Source organism: Natronomonas gomsonensis, from assembly GCF_013391635.1.
GTDB lineage: Archaea > Halobacteriota > Halobacteria > Halobacteriales > Haloarculaceae > Natronomonas > Natronomonas gomsonensis_A.
This window is the reverse complement of record NZ_JACAWU010000002.1, coordinates 1,290,183-1,307,441: the sequence shown is the minus strand read 5'-3', so window position 1 is coordinate 1,307,441 and position 17,259 is coordinate 1,290,183. Positions and strand designations below refer to the sequence as shown.

At 65.5% G+C, this 17,259-nt stretch carries 12 protein-coding genes; 8 read left to right on the top strand and 4 right to left on the bottom strand.

Going from position 1 to position 17,259, the window contains the following annotated elements; genetic code table 11:
* Positions 1-14: 14 nt before the first annotated feature.
* Together HWX69_RS15225 and glmS are read left to right on the top strand one after the other, a co-directional pair.
* Positions 15-1,199 (top strand): sugar phosphate nucleotidyltransferase, encoded by a 1,185-nt coding sequence (locus HWX69_RS15225; protein WP_178917901.1) that lies wholly within the window; start codon positions 15-17, stop codon positions 1,197-1,199.
* Positions 1,199-2,992, top strand: a complete 1,794-nt coding sequence (gene glmS, locus HWX69_RS15220; protein ID WP_178917900.1) for a glutamine--fructose-6-phosphate transaminase (isomerizing) — start codon at positions 1,199-1,201, stop codon at positions 2,990-2,992. Before HWX69_RS15225 ends, glmS begins: the two co-directional genes overlap by 1 nt.
* On the opposite strand, the gene HWX69_RS15215 is transcribed toward glmS, so the two are convergent.
* Genes HWX69_RS15215 through HWX69_RS15205 form a run of 3 tightly spaced genes read right to left on the bottom strand, consistent with a single transcriptional unit; the run spans position 2,993 to position 5,154 of the window.
* The gene (locus tag HWX69_RS15215; RefSeq protein WP_178917899.1) at positions 2,993-3,553 is read right to left on the bottom strand and encodes a hypothetical protein; all 561 of its coding nucleotides are present in this window, start codon (positions 3,551-3,553) and stop codon (positions 2,993-2,995) included.
* Positions 3,546-4,283, bottom strand: a complete 738-nt coding sequence (locus HWX69_RS15210) for a DUF4330 family protein (RefSeq protein ID WP_178917898.1) — start codon at positions 4,281-4,283, stop codon at positions 3,546-3,548. Before HWX69_RS15210 ends, HWX69_RS15215 begins: the two co-directional genes overlap by 8 nt.
* Positions 4,284-4,326: 43 nt before the next feature.
* On the bottom strand, positions 4,327-5,154 hold the full coding sequence (locus tag HWX69_RS15205) for an undecaprenyl-diphosphate phosphatase (protein WP_178917897.1): 828 nt from the start codon (positions 5,152-5,154) through the stop codon (positions 4,327-4,329).
* A 253-nt stretch (positions 5,155-5,407) separates the two neighbouring features.
* On the opposite strand from HWX69_RS15205, the gene HWX69_RS15200 reads away from it, so the two are divergent.
* The 5 genes from HWX69_RS15200 (at position 5,408) to HWX69_RS15180 (ending at position 14,485) form a co-directional block, all read left to right on the top strand.
* Positions 5,408-5,983 (top strand): hypothetical protein, encoded by a 576-nt coding sequence (locus tag HWX69_RS15200; protein WP_178917896.1) that lies wholly within the window; start codon positions 5,408-5,410, stop codon positions 5,981-5,983.
* A gap of 40 nt (positions 5,984-6,023) precedes the next feature.
* Positions 6,024-7,199: an inorganic phosphate transporter gene (locus HWX69_RS15195; protein WP_178917895.1), complete on the top strand. Its 1,176-nt coding sequence runs from the start codon at positions 6,024-6,026 to the stop codon at positions 7,197-7,199.
* A 43-nt stretch (positions 7,200-7,242) separates the two neighbouring features.
* Entirely contained in the window at positions 7,243-7,662 is a 420-nt protein-coding gene (locus HWX69_RS15190) for a universal stress protein (protein ID WP_178917894.1), read from the top strand.
* Between the two features lie 102 nt (positions 7,663-7,764).
* The gene (locus HWX69_RS15185) at positions 7,765-13,155 is read left to right on the top strand and encodes an AMP-binding protein (RefSeq protein WP_178917893.1); all 5,391 of its coding nucleotides are present in this window, start codon (positions 7,765-7,767) and stop codon (positions 13,153-13,155) included.
* A 64-nt stretch (positions 13,156-13,219) separates the two neighbouring features.
* Positions 13,220-14,485, top strand: a complete 1,266-nt coding sequence (locus HWX69_RS15180; RefSeq protein ID WP_178917892.1) for a DUF6498-containing protein — start codon at positions 13,220-13,222, stop codon at positions 14,483-14,485.
* 354 nt (positions 14,486-14,839) lie between these two features.
* Here HWX69_RS15180 and HWX69_RS15175 read toward each other — a convergent pair whose 3' ends face one another.
* Positions 14,840-15,685, bottom strand: coding sequence for an MBL fold metallo-hydrolase (locus HWX69_RS15175; RefSeq protein ID WP_178917891.1), 846 nt, complete (start codon positions 15,683-15,685; stop codon positions 14,840-14,842).
* 131 nt (positions 15,686-15,816) lie between these two features.
* Here HWX69_RS15175 and HWX69_RS15170 point away from each other — a divergent pair, with 131 nt between their 5' ends.
* The gene (locus HWX69_RS15170; RefSeq protein WP_178917890.1) at positions 15,817-17,163 is read left to right on the top strand and encodes an FAD-dependent oxidoreductase; all 1,347 of its coding nucleotides are present in this window, start codon (positions 15,817-15,819) and stop codon (positions 17,161-17,163) included.
* The last annotated feature ends 96 nt before the right edge of the window (positions 17,164-17,259 follow it).

Below are 17,259 nucleotides of genomic sequence, written 5' to 3'. Positions count from 1 at the left end.
AACGACCCGTCGGTATGGACATCACGACCGGCATCGTCCTCGCAGCGGGGGAGGGGACGCGGCTGCGACCGCTGACCTTCAACCGACCGAAGACGATGCTTCCCGCGGCGGGACGACCCATTCTCGAACACGTCCTCGACGTGTTGGTCGACTGCGGCATCGAACGGCTCTGTCTCGTCGTCGGCTACCAGCGCGAACGCGTCCAAGAGCACTTTGGACCCTCCTACCGCGACGTGCCCATCACGTACGTCCACCAGACGAAGCAACTCGGGAGCGGTCACGCCCTCCAGCAGGCCGCTCCGGAGACCGATGGACCAGTGTTGGTCCTGAACGGCGACCGCGTCATCGACGAGCGAATCGTCGCGGACGTTCTCGAGGGGTTCGACGGAACGCCCGCGATGGCGGTGTTAGACCACCCGACGCCGACGAGATACGGTGCCGTCGAGGTCGACGACGGCACGCTGTCGACGCTCGTCGAAAAACCCGACAGCGACGCCTTCGGTCGCATCAACGCCGGTGTCTACGCCTTCGACGAGTCGGTGTTCGACGCTATCGAACGAACACCCCGGCGTAACGGCGAACTCCAGTTGCCCGACGTCATCGAGACGCTGATGGACGACGGCGATGTTCGGGCGGTGTCGACGGATGGGCTGTGGGTCGACGCGACCTACCCGTGGGACCTGCTGTATCTGACGCGTGAGTTGCTCGCCAACGGGCGCGTGCAGTTTCCGGAGCGAAGCCACAACGTGTGGGTGGCCGACAGCGCCCGCGTCCACCCCGACGCGACCCTACAGGGACCGGTCGTCGTCGGTCCCGACGCCGAAATCGCGGCCAGCGCCGTCGTCGGCCCCGACGTAGCGGTCGGACGGAACGCGACAATCGGCGGCAACGTGACGCTGCAGAACACGCTGTTGGATTCGGACTGTCGGGTCGGCCCCGGGTCGACGCTCGTCGACTGCGTCGCCGGACAGAGCGTCTCCATCGGCCCCGGAACGGTCGTTCCGGGCGGTCCGAGCGACGTCCGGGTCGGCGACCGGGTGTTCGAGAACCAGGGGCTCGGGGCGGTGCTTGCCGACCGGGTATCGGTCGGCGGCGGCGCCACGTTCGTGCCCGGCACGCTCGTCGGTGCCGACGCGACGGTCGGGACGGGCACCCACGTGAGTGGCTGGATTCGTAATGGCGCGGAGGTGGTCCGCTAATGTGTGGCATCATCGGCTGTGTTGGCCGTGGCGACGGGACGCTCGATACGCTGCTGCACGGTCTCTCGAAACTGGAGTACCGCGGCTACGACTCCGCGGGCGTCGCGTTGGTCGACGACCGCTCGGTGTCGGTCGTCAAGAAATCGGGCGAACTCGACGCGCTTCGAGAGGAGTTGGCTGCCATCGACGTCAGTGGACGGGTCGGCATCGGCCACACCCGCTGGAGCACCCACGGACCGCCGACGGACGGCAACGCACACCCCCACCGCGACTGCACCGGGGACGTTGCCGTCGTCCACAACGGCATCATCGAGAACTACCAGTCGCTCCGTGACGAACTGGCCGAATCGGGCCACGAGTTCCGCAGCGACACCGACACCGAGGTCGTGCCGCATCTCGTCGAGGCGAGTCTTGAATCGGGAGCAGACCCTGAAGCCGCCTTCCGGGAGGCCATCGGTCGTCTCGAAGGGAGTTACGCCATCGCCTGTGTCATCGCTGGCACCGACTCGGTGTTCGTCGCACGCAACGACTCGCCGCTCGTCCTCGGTATCGCCGAAGACGCGACGTATCTCGCCAGCGACGTGCCCGCATTCCGGGAGTTCACCGACAAAGTGGTGTACCTCGAAGACGGCGAGTACGCCCGACTCGACACCGACGGCTGGCGTGTCTCCGATATCGACGGCGGGACCATCGAGAAATCCATCGAGACGGTGACGTGGGACCCGGAGGACACCGGCAAGAGCGGCTACGACCACTTCATGCTCAAGGAGATTCACGAACAGCCGCGTGCGTTGCGGCAGTGTCTCCAGGGCCGAGTCGATGAACTCCGCGGGACCGTGACTTTAGAGGAATTGGGCGAGTTGTCCCTCGAACGGGTCCATCTCGTCGCCGCAGGAACGAGCTATCACGCCGCCATCTACGGCGCCCAACTGCTGCAAGCCAAGGGCGTCCCCGCCCAGCCGTTTCTCTCTCACGAGTACGCCACCTCGCCTCCGCCGGCCGAGGACGCCATCGTCGTCGGCGTCTCACAGAGCGGCGAGACGGCCGACACGCTGGCGGCGACCCGAGAGGCCCGCCGTCGCGGTGCCGAAACGCTCGCGCTGACGAACACCGTCGGGTCGACAATGGCCCGCGAGTGCGACCACGTCTGTTACATCCGCTCCGGCCCGGAAATCGGCGTCGCGGCGACGAAGACGTTCGCCGGTCAACAGACCGCGTTGAACCTCCTGACCGAGGCGGCGACGGCGGGACAGGCCGACCGCGACGTCATCGCCGCGCTTCGGAACGTGCCGGGACAGGTCCAGGAGGTCCTCGACAGTTCGAAGGCCGAAGCCGTCGCCGAGGCCTACCTCGACAGCGACGCCTACTTCTTCATCGGCCGGTCGCTGAACTTCCCGGTCTCCCTCGAAGGCGCGCTGAAGATGAAGGAGATATCGTACGAACACGCCGAGGGGTTCGCTGCCGGTGAGTTGAAACACGGTCCGCTCGCGCTCGTCACCTCGCAGACGCCCGTCTTCGCGACCGTCGTCGGCGACGGCGAACTCGCACGCAAGACGGTCGGCAACGTGAAGGAAGTCGAAGCCCGCGACGCCCCTGTCGTAGCGATTACCGACGGCCAAAGCGACGTTGCCCGATACGCCGACCACGTTCTCGAAATCCCCGAGACACACCCACGGACGGCGGCGATTCTGACGAACGTCCAGCTCCAGCTCGTGGCGTATCATACCGCCGCGAAACTCGGACGGTCGATAGACAAGCCTCGCAATCTCGCGAAAAGCGTCACCGTCGAGTAGTCATTCAGTTTCGGAGTCGGGTTGCTGTCGGTCGTCGGCTGGCGGGTCCGGCGGTGCGAACGCGGCTGCCAGCGCTCGGCCAACGCGGGTGTCTCGGATTTCACCCCACGACCGGCGTTCAAGGAGCGCGAGGAGGGCGATTCCCGACAGCACCAGCCAGCCGCCGAGGTCTCCGGACGAGCGTACCGCTGCGACCACGCCGGCGACGGCGACACCGAACAGCACGATACCGGCGACGTGAATCGGTCGTGAGCGAACCCACTGGGCCGTCTTCCGTACGGCCGCAGCTAGACCGCTCCGTTCTGCGAACCGACTCCCGTGGCCGAGTGCCCACTCGATTGCCCGAAGAATCGGGCCGATGGTGTACGTCTCACGCAAATCGATGACGATGACCTCCGGTTCGGGTTCCGCAAGGAACCACTGGACGATGCGCGAGCCGCTGGCCCACCGCGACAGCGTGGCTTCGATTCGTTTGCCAGCGCCCACGATGCGAGATTCAGCGACCGCTGTTCCGAGCCGATGCCGAATCGACTGTACCCAACCGAGCACCCCACTACTCATTCACGCCGACGATTTCGGCTTCGAACTGATAGGTGTTCGTTTCGAGGAAGAGCGTTCGGCCGAGACGGACCGGACCGCCGCCGTACTGTGGGCTGTCGTCGACGAGTCGGGTTTCGAGTTCGACCGAGGCTCGAAGTTCGCTGTGCGTTTCGTTGACAGCAGTCGTCTCGACGCTTCCGACCGTCGCAACGGTGTCGTCACCGACGGTCTGTTCGTCGCCCGTTCCGACCGCCTCTGCGACCGGGCGGCGAACGGTCGTCGTCACGTTCACCGTCGTACTCTCGGTGTCGAACGCTGGCGAAACGTCACGTTCGACGACTCGGGTCCCGACTCGTGCCGTCTCCGTCGTGATGGTGTAATCGTCACTGACTCTCACGGGATTGCCGGCGAATCGAAAACCCTGTTCGGTTTGAACGCCTTTGAGGGCGACACGGAGGAAACTCCGGGGACCAGGCGTGCGGTGGATGGCGGTAACCGTCGCACGCTCGTCGCCGACGGTTACGTTTTCGGTTTCGAGCGTGGTCGCAGCGTCATCGGTTGTCACGAGCGTCACGTGGAGGGTATCGGCTGGTGGAGCATCGGAATTGGGTTCGGTTTCGTTCGCGTTCGGGTCGTCACCGAACACCAGTGCCGCCCCAGCGGCGAGCACTGCAATCGCGAAGAGGACGACGAGTACGTCGATGATATTCACGCGGCCGAACAGTCGGCCCTTCTCGTCGATGAGTTCCATCTGCCCCGGTGTGTTCCCGGTGTTCACTAACGTGTTTCGTTCCTCACGCTACGGCGACGAGCAGTCCCCCGACGACCGCGAGCGTCCCCAGCGAGACACACACCGCCCAGAACGGTACGCGTTCGACGAACCGCATCAGGGCGTCGATGGTGAGATAGCCGACGACGGCGCTGGTGGCGAGTGCGACGCCGGCCGCCAGCGGCGAAATGCCCGGCAGGCCCCCACCGCTCACCACGACGAGTGCGGCGGCACCGACGCCGGCCGGAATGGCCAACAGGAACGACAGTCGCAGCGAGGCTGGCCCCTCGTAGCCACGCAGGAGAAGCACCGAAACGGTCGTTCCCGACCGCGACACGCCCGGGAGGATGGTGAGGCCCTGAAACGCGCCGACGAGCAGCGTATCGAGGAGTGTGGGCGTCTCCTTGCCGACGAACCCCATCGAGTCGGCGGCGCGCTGGAGCAGTCCCGTCGCGACCAGTAGGCCGCCGACGACGGCGATGAAGACGCCGCCGGCGAGTCCGGCGACGGCGTCACGCAACGTGAGATACAGCGGGATGCCGACGACGCCCGTCACCAGACTCGCGAGGACGAGGTACGTCACGTCGGCGTTCTCCGGATCGAACGCTGCATCCGGCCGCCATCCGGGAGCGTTCGAGAGTGCGTCGGTGATGTCCTCGCGGTAGTAGGCGGCCGCAGAGAAGACGGTTCCGACCTGTACGAACAGCGCGAGGTCCAGGGCGACCACGGGGTCGACGCCCCCGACAGCGGTCGTGACGATAGAGAGGTTGCCCTGACTGGAGATGGGGAGCCACTCCAAGACGCCCTGCAGGATTCCCACGAGCAGCGCGAACAGCAACTCGGCGCGGTTCACTGCTGGCACCTCGGAGCGTCGGGTAGAAAACGCCGGTGGTTCCTGACGCGGTCGGACTCGTCGAGTCGGCGTCGGTGTGGCCCCGCAATTCGACCAGCTGATGTGGGTGCTGAACGTTCGGTCGCCGTCGACGAAGGTTCGCCTTCCGATGGCTGTCCGGAATGAATTAGACTAAACCTACGGCGTCCCCAGTTATAGTAGAGGCTTTATATCTGATGAACGAACCGTTCTGGCAACTGGTGGATATGTCCCGATGAATCCGAGCCGAGTCGACTTCATGGTTGACATGGCGTACGGTCTCCTGCTGTTGGTTGCGATCGTCCTCATCGCCACCGGGTCGACGGGGATCGGTATCGCCTTCGGACTCGGTGCACTCGTCTCATACGCCGTTCACGTTGCCTGGAAGATGGCGCGATTCGACCCCGACTGGATGACCAAAGAGGTCACCGAAAACATCGAGGAGTCCCTGACAGAGGAGGTCTCCGAGAACGTCGGCGAGAAAGTGACAGAAGAAGTCACCGAGAGCGTCGAAGAGAAGGTCACCGAGGAGGTCACGGAAAACGTCGGGGAGAAAGTCACCCAAGAGGTCACGGAGAGTGTCGAGGAGAAGGTGGCCGAAGAGGTCACACAGGAAGTCACCCAAGAGGTGACAGAGAACGTCGAGCAGACGCTTTCCGACGAGATCGAGACCATCGTCGACCAACTCGAAGCCGTCAACCAACGCATCGACAGACGGCCCCGGAAGGAGGAACTCGACGCCGAGGAGGTCGAAGCGGCGGCCGACGGGGACTCGAAGAACAACTCCGACGACGAACGGGACGACGAATGATTCGGAGCGTGCGACGGCTCGAAACGGAGGTGGTCTGAGCATGGTCGAGGTACTCATCGGCGTCGGGCTGCTCGTCGCGCTGTTCGTCGGCTTCAACATCGGTGGGTCGACGACGGGACCGGCGTTCGGGCCGGCCGTCGGCGCGGGTGCGATTTCGAAGTTCCTCGCCGGCGTGTTGATGTCGATATTCTTCGCCATCGGCGCGTGGACCATCGGCCGACGCGTCGTCAACACGCTCGGCCGGGACCTCGTCTACGACCCGGGCGTGTTCACCATCGAGACGAGCATCGTCGTGCTGTTCTTCATCGGCGGCGCGCTGTTCGTCGGCAACTACGTCGGTGTCCCAGCCTCCACGTCGATGACGGCCGTCGGTGCCATCGCCGGCCTCGGCGTCGCGACGGGCGAACTCAACTGGACGGTGATGGGCGAAATCGCCATCTGGTGGATTGTCGCTCCACTGGTCGGGTTCTGGGTGTCGGTGATGATTGGCCGGTACGTCTACCCGACGCTCAACAGCTGGATTGCGATTACCCAAACCGAGGGCGCACTCGTCGAGTTCGACCGGTCGGGAGTCCTCCCGGTTCCGCAAGCGGGGCCGAACACCACCCGTCGTGAGTTCTTCGGGACCATCGTGTTGGTCTCCATCGGCTGTCTGATGGCGTTCTCGTCGGGAACGTCCAACATCGCCAACGCCATCGCGCCACTGTACGGCGCCGGCGTGTCGATGAACCCGCTCATACTGGCCGGGTCGGCGGCGGTCGCCGTCGGCGCGCTGTCTATCGCCCGCCGGACGCTCGACACGCTCGGCAACGACATCACCGACCTCCCGCTGACGGCGGCCATCGTGGTCGCCGTCGTCGCCTCCGCAATCGTCATCGGGCTGTCGGCCATCGGCATTCCCGCCAGTTTCGTCATCATCGCGACGATGTCGATCGTCGGTCTCGGCTGGGGTCGGGCGACCCGAACCGCGACGGTCACCGGAAGCATCCGCGGCGAGGACGAGACGAACGTCTCGGTCGGCGCTTTAGCCGCCGAAGAACCGGGGGAGGAGGCTCCCGACATCGGCGAGGAAGAACCCGAGGACATCCCGCAGGCGTCGGATCTGTTCAACCCATCGACGACGGGGCGGGTCATCCTGATGCAGAATCTCGTTCCGGTCATCTCGACGCTCGGCTCGTATCTCACTTTCTGGGCGCTGTTTGCCTTCCTGTGGTAGGCAGGTCCCGAGCGTTTATTCGGCTCTCGGGTGTAGTCGCGGTATGACGACACGCGTCCTCGTCCCGATGGACGATTCGGAACTCGCCGAGAATGCGCTCAGATACGCCCTCGAAACCCACGGCGACGCCGAGATTACAGTCATGCACGTCGTCGGCGGGCCATCGTCGATGTTCGGCGAGGCGACCACGTTGGCGCTGGAAGACGACATCGAAGCCGCCGCCGAGGAACAGGCGAGTGAGGTCCTCGACCGCGCCCGCGACATCGCCGCCGAGTACGACCGCGACATCGACACGATCATCGAGATGGGTCGTCCGGCGCGGGCCATCGTCGAGCGTGCCGAGACGTTCGATACGGTCGTCGTGGGGAGCCACGGCAGTTCGTTCGCCGACCGCCTGTTCGTCGGCGATGTCGCACAGACCGTGTTCCGCCGTTGTCCCGTTCCGGTAACGGTCGTTCGGTAGGGTCCCGTCGTACCGTCCGATTCAGGCTGATTTACACTTCTCTTCGCGGGAATTCCGCTCATCGGCGAAGCGGTTTTGCCGTCGCGAACTACAGCGGTACGTGTGAACGATTCTGATGCTCCTCGGCCGCCGGACCGAATCCGTAGCAATCCGATACGGACGGCCGACGACTGGACCGAACAGCGACGACGCGCCCGCGAGGACCCTGGTGCGTTCCACGGCGACATCGCCAAGCGCGAACTGCACTGGTTTCTCCCCGAGGAGGGGACGTGGGCGAGTTTCGACGCCGATGCCGAGACGTGGACCGGCTTCGAGGGGTGTACGCCGACGAAACTCGACTACGGCGCGGAATACGAACCGTGGGACGTGGCCTTCGACGATTCGGACCCGCCGCTGTATCGGTGGTTCGCCGGCGGCCTGACGAACGCCTGCTTCAACGAGGTGGACCGCCACGTCCTCGCCGGCCACGGCGAGGAAATCGCCTATCACTTCGAGGGCGACCGCTGGGACCAACTGCAAAACGACGGACGCGGCGGGCCGGTCGTCTCCGAAGCCATCTCCCGACGAGAACTGCTGTACGAGGTGGTCGTCGCGGCCGAGGTGTTGCGGGACCTCGGCGTCGAGAAAGGCGACCGCGTCGCGCTCAACATGCCGAACGTTCCCGAGCAAATCTACTACATCGAGGCCTGCAAACGCCTCGGCGTCGTCTACACGCCGGTGTTCGGGGGGTTCAGCGACAAGACGCTCTCGGACCGCATCGCCGAACTGGGTGCCGACGTGCTCGTGACCGTCGACGGCGGCTACCGGAACGCCGAGGTGACGCCGTACAAGGAGGCCTACGCCGACCCAGCACTGGAGGAGTACCTCCCGACGGAGACCGTTCTCGATGTCGTCGATCGGACGCTTTCGGACCTCGAACTCTCCGAGGAGCAGGCGGCGACTGTCCGCGAGGGCGTCGAATCCGCCATCGAGGGCGAGATAACGGTCGACAGGGCCGACGCGATGCGCGGGGTGGGACACGCCCTGGATTCGCTGTCGCTGTCGCCCGAGCGGGCGTCATCGGTGCGGACCGAACTCGCCTCGGCGCTCGTCGGGGCCGACCACGTCGTCGACGAAGTGGTCGTCGTCGAACACACCGGCCACGAGATTCAGTGCTACGAGCGGGATTCCTGGGCCCACGAACTGGAAGCCGATGCGGGCGAGCGAGTCCTCGAAAACGCTCGGGACGCCGGGTTCGACGTGGAGACGCGCGAAGACCTGGCGGGGCTTTCGGACCGGGCCTTCGTCGAGGCGCTGTGGGCGAGCAACGAACCCGAGCCGGTCGACGCGGAGTACCCGCTGTTCGTCATCTTCACCAGCGGGTCGACGGGGAAGCCGAAGGGTGTCGTCCACGTCCACGGTGGCTACACCGCCGGCATCGCTCACACGATGTCGGTGTCCTTCGACGTGGTGCCGGGCGAGGACACGATATTCGTCGTCGCCGACCCCGGCTGGATTACGGGGCAGTCGTATCTCATCAGCGCCTCGCTTTCGACGCGGACGACCGGCGTCATCGCCGAGGGGTCGCCGCTGTACCCGGACGCCGGCCGATTTACCTCCATCATCGAACGCTACGACGTGACGGCGTTCAAAGCCGGCGTCACCTTCCTGAAGACGGTGATGGAAGACGAGGAGAACGTCGCCGACATGGAGGCGTGGTCGACCGAATCGCTCCGCGTCGCGACGTTCTGTGCGGAGCCGGTCAGTCCGGCCGTCCAGAAGTTCGGCATGGAGGCCGTCTGTGAGTGGTACATCAACTCGTACTGGGCGACCGAACACGGCGGCATCGTCTGGACGCACTTCTTCGGCAACGAGGACTTCGAGTTGCGCCCGGACGCCCACACCTACCCCTGTCCGTGGGTGTTCGGCGACGTGTGGCGCAAAGAAGAGACCGCAGACGGCGTTCGATTCGAGGACGCAGACGTAGGCGAGCGCGGCGAAATCATCATCCGAGAGCCGTACCCGTATCTGATGCGGACCGTCTGGGGCGACTTGGAGGGATGGGACCCCGAGAACCCGACCGACTGGACGGGCAACCGCGAGCGCTTCGAGGACACCTACTGGGTCGAAAAGGAGGGCGAACTCGCCTACCTGCAGGGCGACGTGGCAAAGCAGTACGACGATGGTTCGTTCTCGCTGCACGGTCGCTCCGACGAGGTCATCAACGTCTCCGGCCACCGGATGGGCACGGAGGAACTGGAGGGCGCGATGTTGCGCGACAAGCAACTCAATCCCGAAACGCCGGTCGCAAACGTCGTCGTCGTGGGCGCGCCCCACCACGAGCAGGGGCTGGTTCCGGTCGCCTTCGTCCAGACGCGGGAGGGGACGGAACTGACCACGGAGGTCGAACGCCGACTCGCGCGTCTCGTCAGAGAGGAGAAGGGCGTCGTTGCGGTCCCGGATTCGTTCATCGAGGTCGATGCGTTCCCGGAGACCCGCTCGGGGAAGTACATGCGCCGGATGTTGACGGCGATGCTGTCGGGTGAGGACCCCGGCGACACCACGACGCTGAAGAACCCGGGAGCGGTCGAGGCGATTCGGCCGAAAGCCGAGCGGTGGCGGCGACGGCAGCGCATTGCCCGCGAACAGGAGGTCCTCGACGAGTATCGGTTCTTCACGGTGCAGTACAACACTGTCCCGGGGGCCGATGCGGACGTGGCGACGGTCGTTATCGACAACCCGCCGGTCAACGCGCTCACCGAGCGGGCGCTGGACGAACTCAACACCGTCGCGAACCACCTCGACCGCCGCGAGGACGTTGGTGCGGTCGTCCTCGCTAGCGAGAGCGAGGCGTTCGTCGCCGGCGCCGACATCGAGCAGTTCCTCGAAGAGGTCCACGAGGCCGACACCGCACGGACGCTGGCGACGAAGGCCCACGAGGCGTTCCGGAAACTCGAGACGCTCTCGGTCCCGGTCGTCGCGGCCGTCAACGGCGTCGCCTTGGGTGGCGGCAACGAACTGCAGTTGGCGACCCACTACACCATCGCGGACGACCACGCCGAGTTCGGGCAACCGGAACTCCGGTTGAACCTCATCCCCGGCTACGGCGGCACCCAGCGTCTGCCGCGCGTGCTCGCCGAGGGACGCGGAACGGAGGGTGTCGTGGACGCGGTGACGATGATAACGAACGGGCGGTCGGTCGACGCCGACGACGCCGAGGCGATGGGCCTCGTCGACGAGGTGGCCACGGGAATGACGGCCCGCTCGCGGGCGGCCACCCTCGCACGGGCCCACGTCCGCGGCGAGACGGCGACGCTTCGGGATGCCCGCGAGGACCGACAGGCCGCCCGCGAGCGCTGGCGAACGCCCGGCGAGTTCGAGGAAGCAGTTCTCGAGGCCCCCGACGTGGCTCGCAATCGACGGCAGTGTGAACACGCGAGCGCCGGCCGGGCGGCCGCCTTCGAGCGCGCTGTCGACGCCATCCGGACGGGCTTCGAGGACGGCATTGAGGCGGGGTATGCGACCGAAGCGGAGCACTTCGGGGCCGCCGTCGTCGACCCCGAGGGCGGCAAGACCGGCATCGAGAAGTTCCTCGACAAACGGAGCGAGCCGCTGCCGCTCCGACCGCGGGAGGGCCCCGGTATCGAGGACGCCGAGGAACTCATCGAGGCGGGGGAGGCTATCCCCGTCGGCGAGCCGTTCTACCCCGGCGTCGACGAGGTGCCGGATTGGCAGTTCGGCTTCGCCGTCGAGAAGGCTCCCGAGACGGGCGAACCGAACCACGGCGACCCACTCGAGGCGGAACTCGAGGGCGTCTACCCGGTCGAAGAGCCCGGTTCCAACGAGGTCTTGCTGTACGTTCTCGCCAGCGAGGTGAACTTCAACGACATCTGGGCAGTAACCGGCATCCCCGTCAGCCAGTTCGACAACCACGACAGCGACCGCCACGTCACCGGCAGCGGCGGCGTCGCCCTCGTCGTCGAACAGGGGGCGGCCGTCCGCGAGCAGGGCCGCGTCCAGGTCGGCGACCTCGTCACCGTCTACTCGGGGCAGAGCGACCTGCTGTCCCCGCGGATGGGGCTGGACCCGATGTACGCCGGCTTCAGCATCCAGGGCTACGAGGAACCCGACGGCAGCCACCAGCAGTTCATGGTCGCACAGGGGCCGCAGGTCCATCCGATTCCGGCCGAGGCGACGCTCGAAGAGGCCGGGTCGTACGTCCTCGCACTCGGGACGGTGTATCGGGCGCTGTTCACCACCCTCGACATCGAATCGGAGACGGCGATGTTCGTCGAGGGTGGCGCCACCGGCACCGGTTGGGAGTCCGTCCGGACCGCCACGCGCAACGGCGTCTCGGTGAGCGGCCTCTGTTCGAGCGCCGACCGGGCCGACCGGATAGCCTCGGCGGGCGCCCACGCCATCGACCGGACCGAACCGCCGTACGACGACATCTGGGGGCCGATTCCCCGTGACCCAGAGACGTGGGCCGACTGGAAGGAAGCCGGCGAGCCGTTCGTCGAGGCGTTCGAATCACACCACGGCACGCGTGCGGATTACGCGGTGAGTCACGCCGGCGAACAGTCCTTCCCCCGCACCTTCCAGACGCTCGGCGAGGGCGGCACGCTCACCTTCTGGGGCGCCTCGACGGGCTACGAGATGACGTTCCTCGGCAAGCCCGGCAGCGAGACCCCCGAGACGATGTTCGACCGCGTCGATTTGCGCGCCGGCGACGGCGTCGTCGTCTACTACGGCACCGACACCGGCCCCGACGATGTTCTCGACGAGGTGGGGTTGCGAGCAATCGAGGCGGCCCGCGAGAAAGACGCGACCGTCGTGGTCGTCGCCTACACCGACGAGCAACGGGAGTTCGTCGAGTCGCTCGGCTACGGTGATTCCGTCGCCGGTAGTTACTCCATCGAGGGGTTACAGCGCCGCGAGGACGACTTCGAGTGGCCCGAAACGATGCCGGAACTGCCGCATCCCCAAGCGGACCCCGAGGCGTTCAAGCAGGCCGTTCAGGCCTACACCGACTCGGCGTTCAAGCCGCTCGGGAAGGCCATCGGCGAACACCTCCGGACACCGGAGAACCCACGCGGCTACCCGGACGTGGTGTTCGAACGCGCCGGGCAGGACTCCCTTGGCGTCTCGACGATGCTCGTCCGCCCCCACACCGGCCGCGTCGTCTACAGCGAGAGCCTCGAAGACCGCCGGTACTCGTTTTACGCGCCGCAGGTCTGGATGCGCCAACGCGAGATTCACATGCCAACCGCGTCGATTCTCGGCAGTCACCTCTCGAACGCCTACGAGGTCCAGCAGTTGAACGCCGCCATCGACGCCGGCGCACTCGACATCACGACGCCCGAACTGGTCGACTGGGAGGACCTCCCCGAAGCCCACCAGGCGATGTGGGACAACGAACACGACGCCGAGTCCTACGTCGCGAATCACGCCCTGCCGACCGACGGGCTACGGACGCGGGACGAGTTGTTCAAAGCGTGGGGGCGGAAGGAGTGAGATAGAGGTCGTTCCTCTTCCAGACAGCCAGATATTTGTCTCGGCCAATCCGCATATTCGGTCGATGGTCGCCCTCCAGACCGCACAGCACTACAGTCCTCCCGCGGAGACGATAGCCGTCATCGTTGCGAACGCGGTTCCACTCGTCGGCGTCGTCTTCTTGGGCTGGGACCTCGCAGCCCTCGTCTTCCTCTACTGGTTCGAACTCGGTATCCTCTCGTTTTGGGCACTCGTTCGGGCGCTATTCGCCGGCCGGCCCTCCGAACTCGATGGCGACCCACTGATTGCGGGGGCGGTGGTGAGGAAGCGAACGACGATTGCACTCCCAGCTACCGATGTCGGTATTCGGCTTTCGACGCTGCCCGTCATCGCCATCGCCACTCCCATCCTCACACTCGTGTGGTTTTTCGCGGGCGTCACGACCGTCGGCGTCATCGGGACCGAGACGCCCGACCCGGACGCACTGCGGATGGTGGTACTCGCAGGCTTCGGCATCTTCCTCAGCGAAGGAGCCTCGACACTTGTCGAGTATTTCTACCGTGGCGGCTACCGCGAGGAGAGCGCTCAAACCGCGATTCAGAGTGTGTTCATCCGTGCCGCGGTGGTCGGTGTCGGCGGGATGCTTACAGCAGTGTTCGTGGGACTCGGCGCCGGTTCGGTCGCGCCCGACGAACCCATCACGGCCGTCGACCCAACCGTCGTCGGGTTGCCACTCCTGGTCGGAATCGTCCTCGTGAAATTTGGATTCGACCTCGGGGGACTGTACCGCGAGCGCCTGGTCGCCTTCGACGAGGCGTCGTACTTCGAACTCGGGTGGGCGTACGACCCACCACAGGATGAAACGATTCCCCCCGTCGAGACCGTAGCCGACAGACTGCGACCGACTGTTCCGGGCAGAGTCGTCGGCAGCGTTTCGGTCTTGAACATCCGACGTCATCCGGGCGCGGTAGCTGTCGGCGGGTTCATCCTGCTCATCTCGCTGCTCTTCGTTATGGGCGGCGTCTGGGATGTCGTCCTCCTCTTGGTGGTGGTCAGTCTCGCCGTTCCCATTGGGCTTCTCACGCTCGACTACTGGCTGCGGTACGGCGGCGTCGAGTATCGGGTGTCCGGAGACGCGGTCGTCGCCTACGACCGACTGTTTCGGACGCGGTTGTGGCGAATCGAACCGTGGGACGAGAGCGGATTGCGACTCGAACGTGGTCGCCTCCACCGGTTGCTCGATACGTCGACGGTCGTCATCGAGTGTTCCGACCGGGATATTCGGCTTCCACACCTCCGAGACCCCGCGCCGATTCTCGACGTGTTCGACCGCCGTGTCAGCGGTGTCTGAACGAGCCGAGCCGCTGAATCGACCGTGACTGCTTGAGGTGTTTCGGGAACACTGACTAGTTTTATTATCCGCTGGTGTCGAGTTCGTATTGATGCCCTCCATTCCGAAGCCCGATGCCGTTAGCCCTGCCAGCGTTCTCCTCTTGGCGACCTTGGCGGCTCTCCTCGCACTCATCGGATTGTGGCTGAGCTAGTTGACCGACTGACGCGGATCGAAAACAGCTGATTGCGCTTGGGAGGTTCCGGTGGCCTCCCTTCCAGCCACGAGCGGGTACTCGACTAGTCACGACTGCCCGTCGATGGAGCCTGCAAATGAGTCACGTTGCGCCATCTGGGGTTGAGTCGGTGGAACCCGTTACGAAAGCGTCGGCTCCGTAAACACCACTGACCCCCCGAACTCGTATCGACGAGCGTCACCCCAGTCCGTCTCGACCACCTCGTAGTCGGCGTCGCCGTCGATGATGCGTCGAAGCCCGTCTTCGAGTCGGTCGAGAATCGCCAACTCCGCACCGACGAACGGCGGGTTGTGACTCGTGAGCAATGTCTCGAAGCCCCCTGCGTCTCGCAACTCGCAGAGTCGCTCGAAGGTCTCTAGATAGGCCCGCAAGTCACCCCCTTCGAGGTGGACGTACAGCCCTTCGTCGACGTGTATCACGTCACCGCCGTAGAGGACGCCCGACTGGCGGTCGAGAAAGCCCAACTGTCCCGGAGAGTGTCCCGAGAGGTGGAGGCTTTCGAGCGTTCGGTCACCGAGGTCGAAGGTCTCATCGCCCGACAGTGACGTCGGGTTCTCGACTGCCTCGATTGCGTAGTCGTCGGCGTCGAAGCCGTCGGGCAACGCCTTGCCGGCGGCCTGCCAGCGCTCGAGGAAGTTCGCCGGACGCCCGAGGAACTCCTCGGAGCGGCCGTCGAGTGCGACCCGGCCGTCCGGCGAGCGTTCCCGTTCGTGGATACGAACGTCGTCGAACTGCGCTGCGTTGCCGATGTGGTCCCAGTGCCAGTGGGTGAGCAACAGCGTGACGGGGGTGTCGACCAACCCCTCGACGAGCGCGCGGAGGTCACCGACGCCGATGCCGGCATCGACGAGATACGACCGCTCGGTTCCCGCAGCCAGATACATCCCGTAGTATGGTCCCTCCGAAATTCGGTAGGTGCCATCGGAGACGGCCTCGACGTCGTACCACTCGTCGGTGCTGTTCATTGTTATTGTGAGGTGGCGGTCCCTCTTGACAGTTTTCGCTCGCGAACCCCCGAGGATTCGTTCGGTTTGGACGTTCTCAGTATTGTGGAATTTGAGAAATACTTTTGGCACTCCCACCCGAACTATGACGCATGGGTGATACATTTGTCGTCATCGGCGGAGACGCAGCTGGAATGAGCGCCGCGAGCAAGGTCAAACGGGATAACCCGGAGATGGACGTCGTCGTCTTCGAGAAGGGCGAGTGGGTGTCCTACGCCGCCTGTGGGATGCCGTACTACGTGAAGGGCGCCGTCGACGACATCGACGACCTCGTCACCGTGACGCCCGAGGAGTTCCGCGAGGAGCGCGACGTGGATTTGCGGACCGGTCACGAAGTCGTCGGTATCGACCCGGAGGGCCAGACGGTCACCGTCGACGACGGCACGGAGACGTTCAAGCAGCCCTACGACGACCTTCTCGTGGCGACGGGCGCGACCGCAATCGAACCGCCGTTCGACGGGATGGACCTCGAGGGTGTGTTCACCATCCACAATATGGACGAGGCCGAGGCCATCGAGACGTTCGTCAGCGAGCACTCCCCCGAGACGGCGGCCATCGTCGGCGGCGGCTACGTCGGCATCGAGATGGCCGAGGCGCTGGCCGAACGCGGGGTCGACGTTCGCATCTACGAGATGCTGCCGCACGTGCTCCAGCCCTTCGGGGAGACGGTCGCGGAAACCGTCGAAGAGCACCTACGAGAACAGGGCGTCGGACTCCATCTCGAGACTGCCGTCTCCGGATTCGACGGCGACGGCTCCGTCGAGGTCGTCGAGCTGGAAGACGGCACCCAGCAAGCTGACATCGCCATCGTCGGCGTCGGCGTCGCACCGAACGTCGACCTCGCAGAGGACGCCGGCATCGAGTTGGGTCCGACCGGCGCCATCGCGACCGACGACTACGGCCGCACGAACTACGAGAACGTCTACGCCGCGGGCGACTGTGCGGAGGCACGCCACGTGGTGACCGGCGAACCCGACCACGTCCCGTTGGCGCTGACGGCCAACCGCGCCGGCCGCGCCATCGGCCAAACGATTTCCGGGTCGCCGACGCCGACGGGTGACATCGCTGGGACGGCCATCGTCAAGGCCTTCGACCTCGGTGCGTCCCGGACCGGCCTCATCGACGAAGAGCAGGCCCGAGAAGCCGGCTTCGACCCCGTCTCGGTGACGATTTCGGCGGCCTCGCGGGCACACTACTACCCCGGCGGGTCGGAGCTAACCGTCACGCTGCTGGCCGACCGGGAGTCCGGTCGCGTCCTCGGGAGTAGTCTCGTCGGGCGAGAGGGCGTCAAACGCATCGACACGGTCGCGACCGCACTCGCCGCGGAGATGACCGTCGAGGAACTCCAGAACGCCGACCTCGCGTACGCGCCGCCGTTCAGCCCGGTGTGGGACCCGGTGCTCACCGCGGCAAAGGTCCTGCAGGGCAAACTGGAGTAACCGGCGGTCGCTCCGAGTCGTGGCCGTTTCTTAACCCGCTGAGGTGTCTCTGGACCCAAGCACGTCGAGTGGCGCGTCGATTTCCCGTATTACTCA

What these genes read in the sequence shown, in the direction of transcription:
- HWX69_RS15175 (WP_178917891.1), bottom strand. Translation starts at nt 15,685, where the DNA reads ATGAACAGCACCGACGAGTGGTACGACGTCGAGGCCGTCTCCGATGGC.
- HWX69_RS15225 (WP_178917901.1), top strand. Translation starts at nt 15, where the DNA reads ATGGACATCACGACCGGCATCGTCCTCGCAGCGGGGGAGGGGACGCGG.
- glmS (WP_178917900.1), top strand. Translation starts at nt 1,199, where the DNA reads ATGTGTGGCATCATCGGCTGTGTTGGCCGTGGCGACGGGACGCTCGAT.
- HWX69_RS15190 (WP_178917894.1), top strand. Translation starts at nt 7,243, where the DNA reads ATGACGACACGCGTCCTCGTCCCGATGGACGATTCGGAACTCGCCGAG.
- HWX69_RS15210 (WP_178917898.1), bottom strand. Translation starts at nt 4,283, where the DNA reads ATGGAACTCATCGACGAGAAGGGCCGACTGTTCGGCCGCGTGAATATC.
- HWX69_RS15215 (WP_178917899.1), bottom strand. Translation starts at nt 3,553, where the DNA reads ATGAGTAGTGGGGTGCTCGGTTGGGTACAGTCGATTCGGCATCGGCTC.
- HWX69_RS15200 (WP_178917896.1), top strand. Translation starts at nt 5,408, where the DNA reads ATGAATCCGAGCCGAGTCGACTTCATGGTTGACATGGCGTACGGTCTC.
- HWX69_RS15170 (WP_178917890.1), top strand. Translation starts at nt 15,817, where the DNA reads ATGGGTGATACATTTGTCGTCATCGGCGGAGACGCAGCTGGAATGAGC.
- HWX69_RS15195 (WP_178917895.1), top strand. Translation starts at nt 6,024, where the DNA reads ATGGTCGAGGTACTCATCGGCGTCGGGCTGCTCGTCGCGCTGTTCGTC.
- HWX69_RS15180 (WP_178917892.1), top strand. Translation starts at nt 13,220, where the DNA reads ATGGTCGCCCTCCAGACCGCACAGCACTACAGTCCTCCCGCGGAGACG.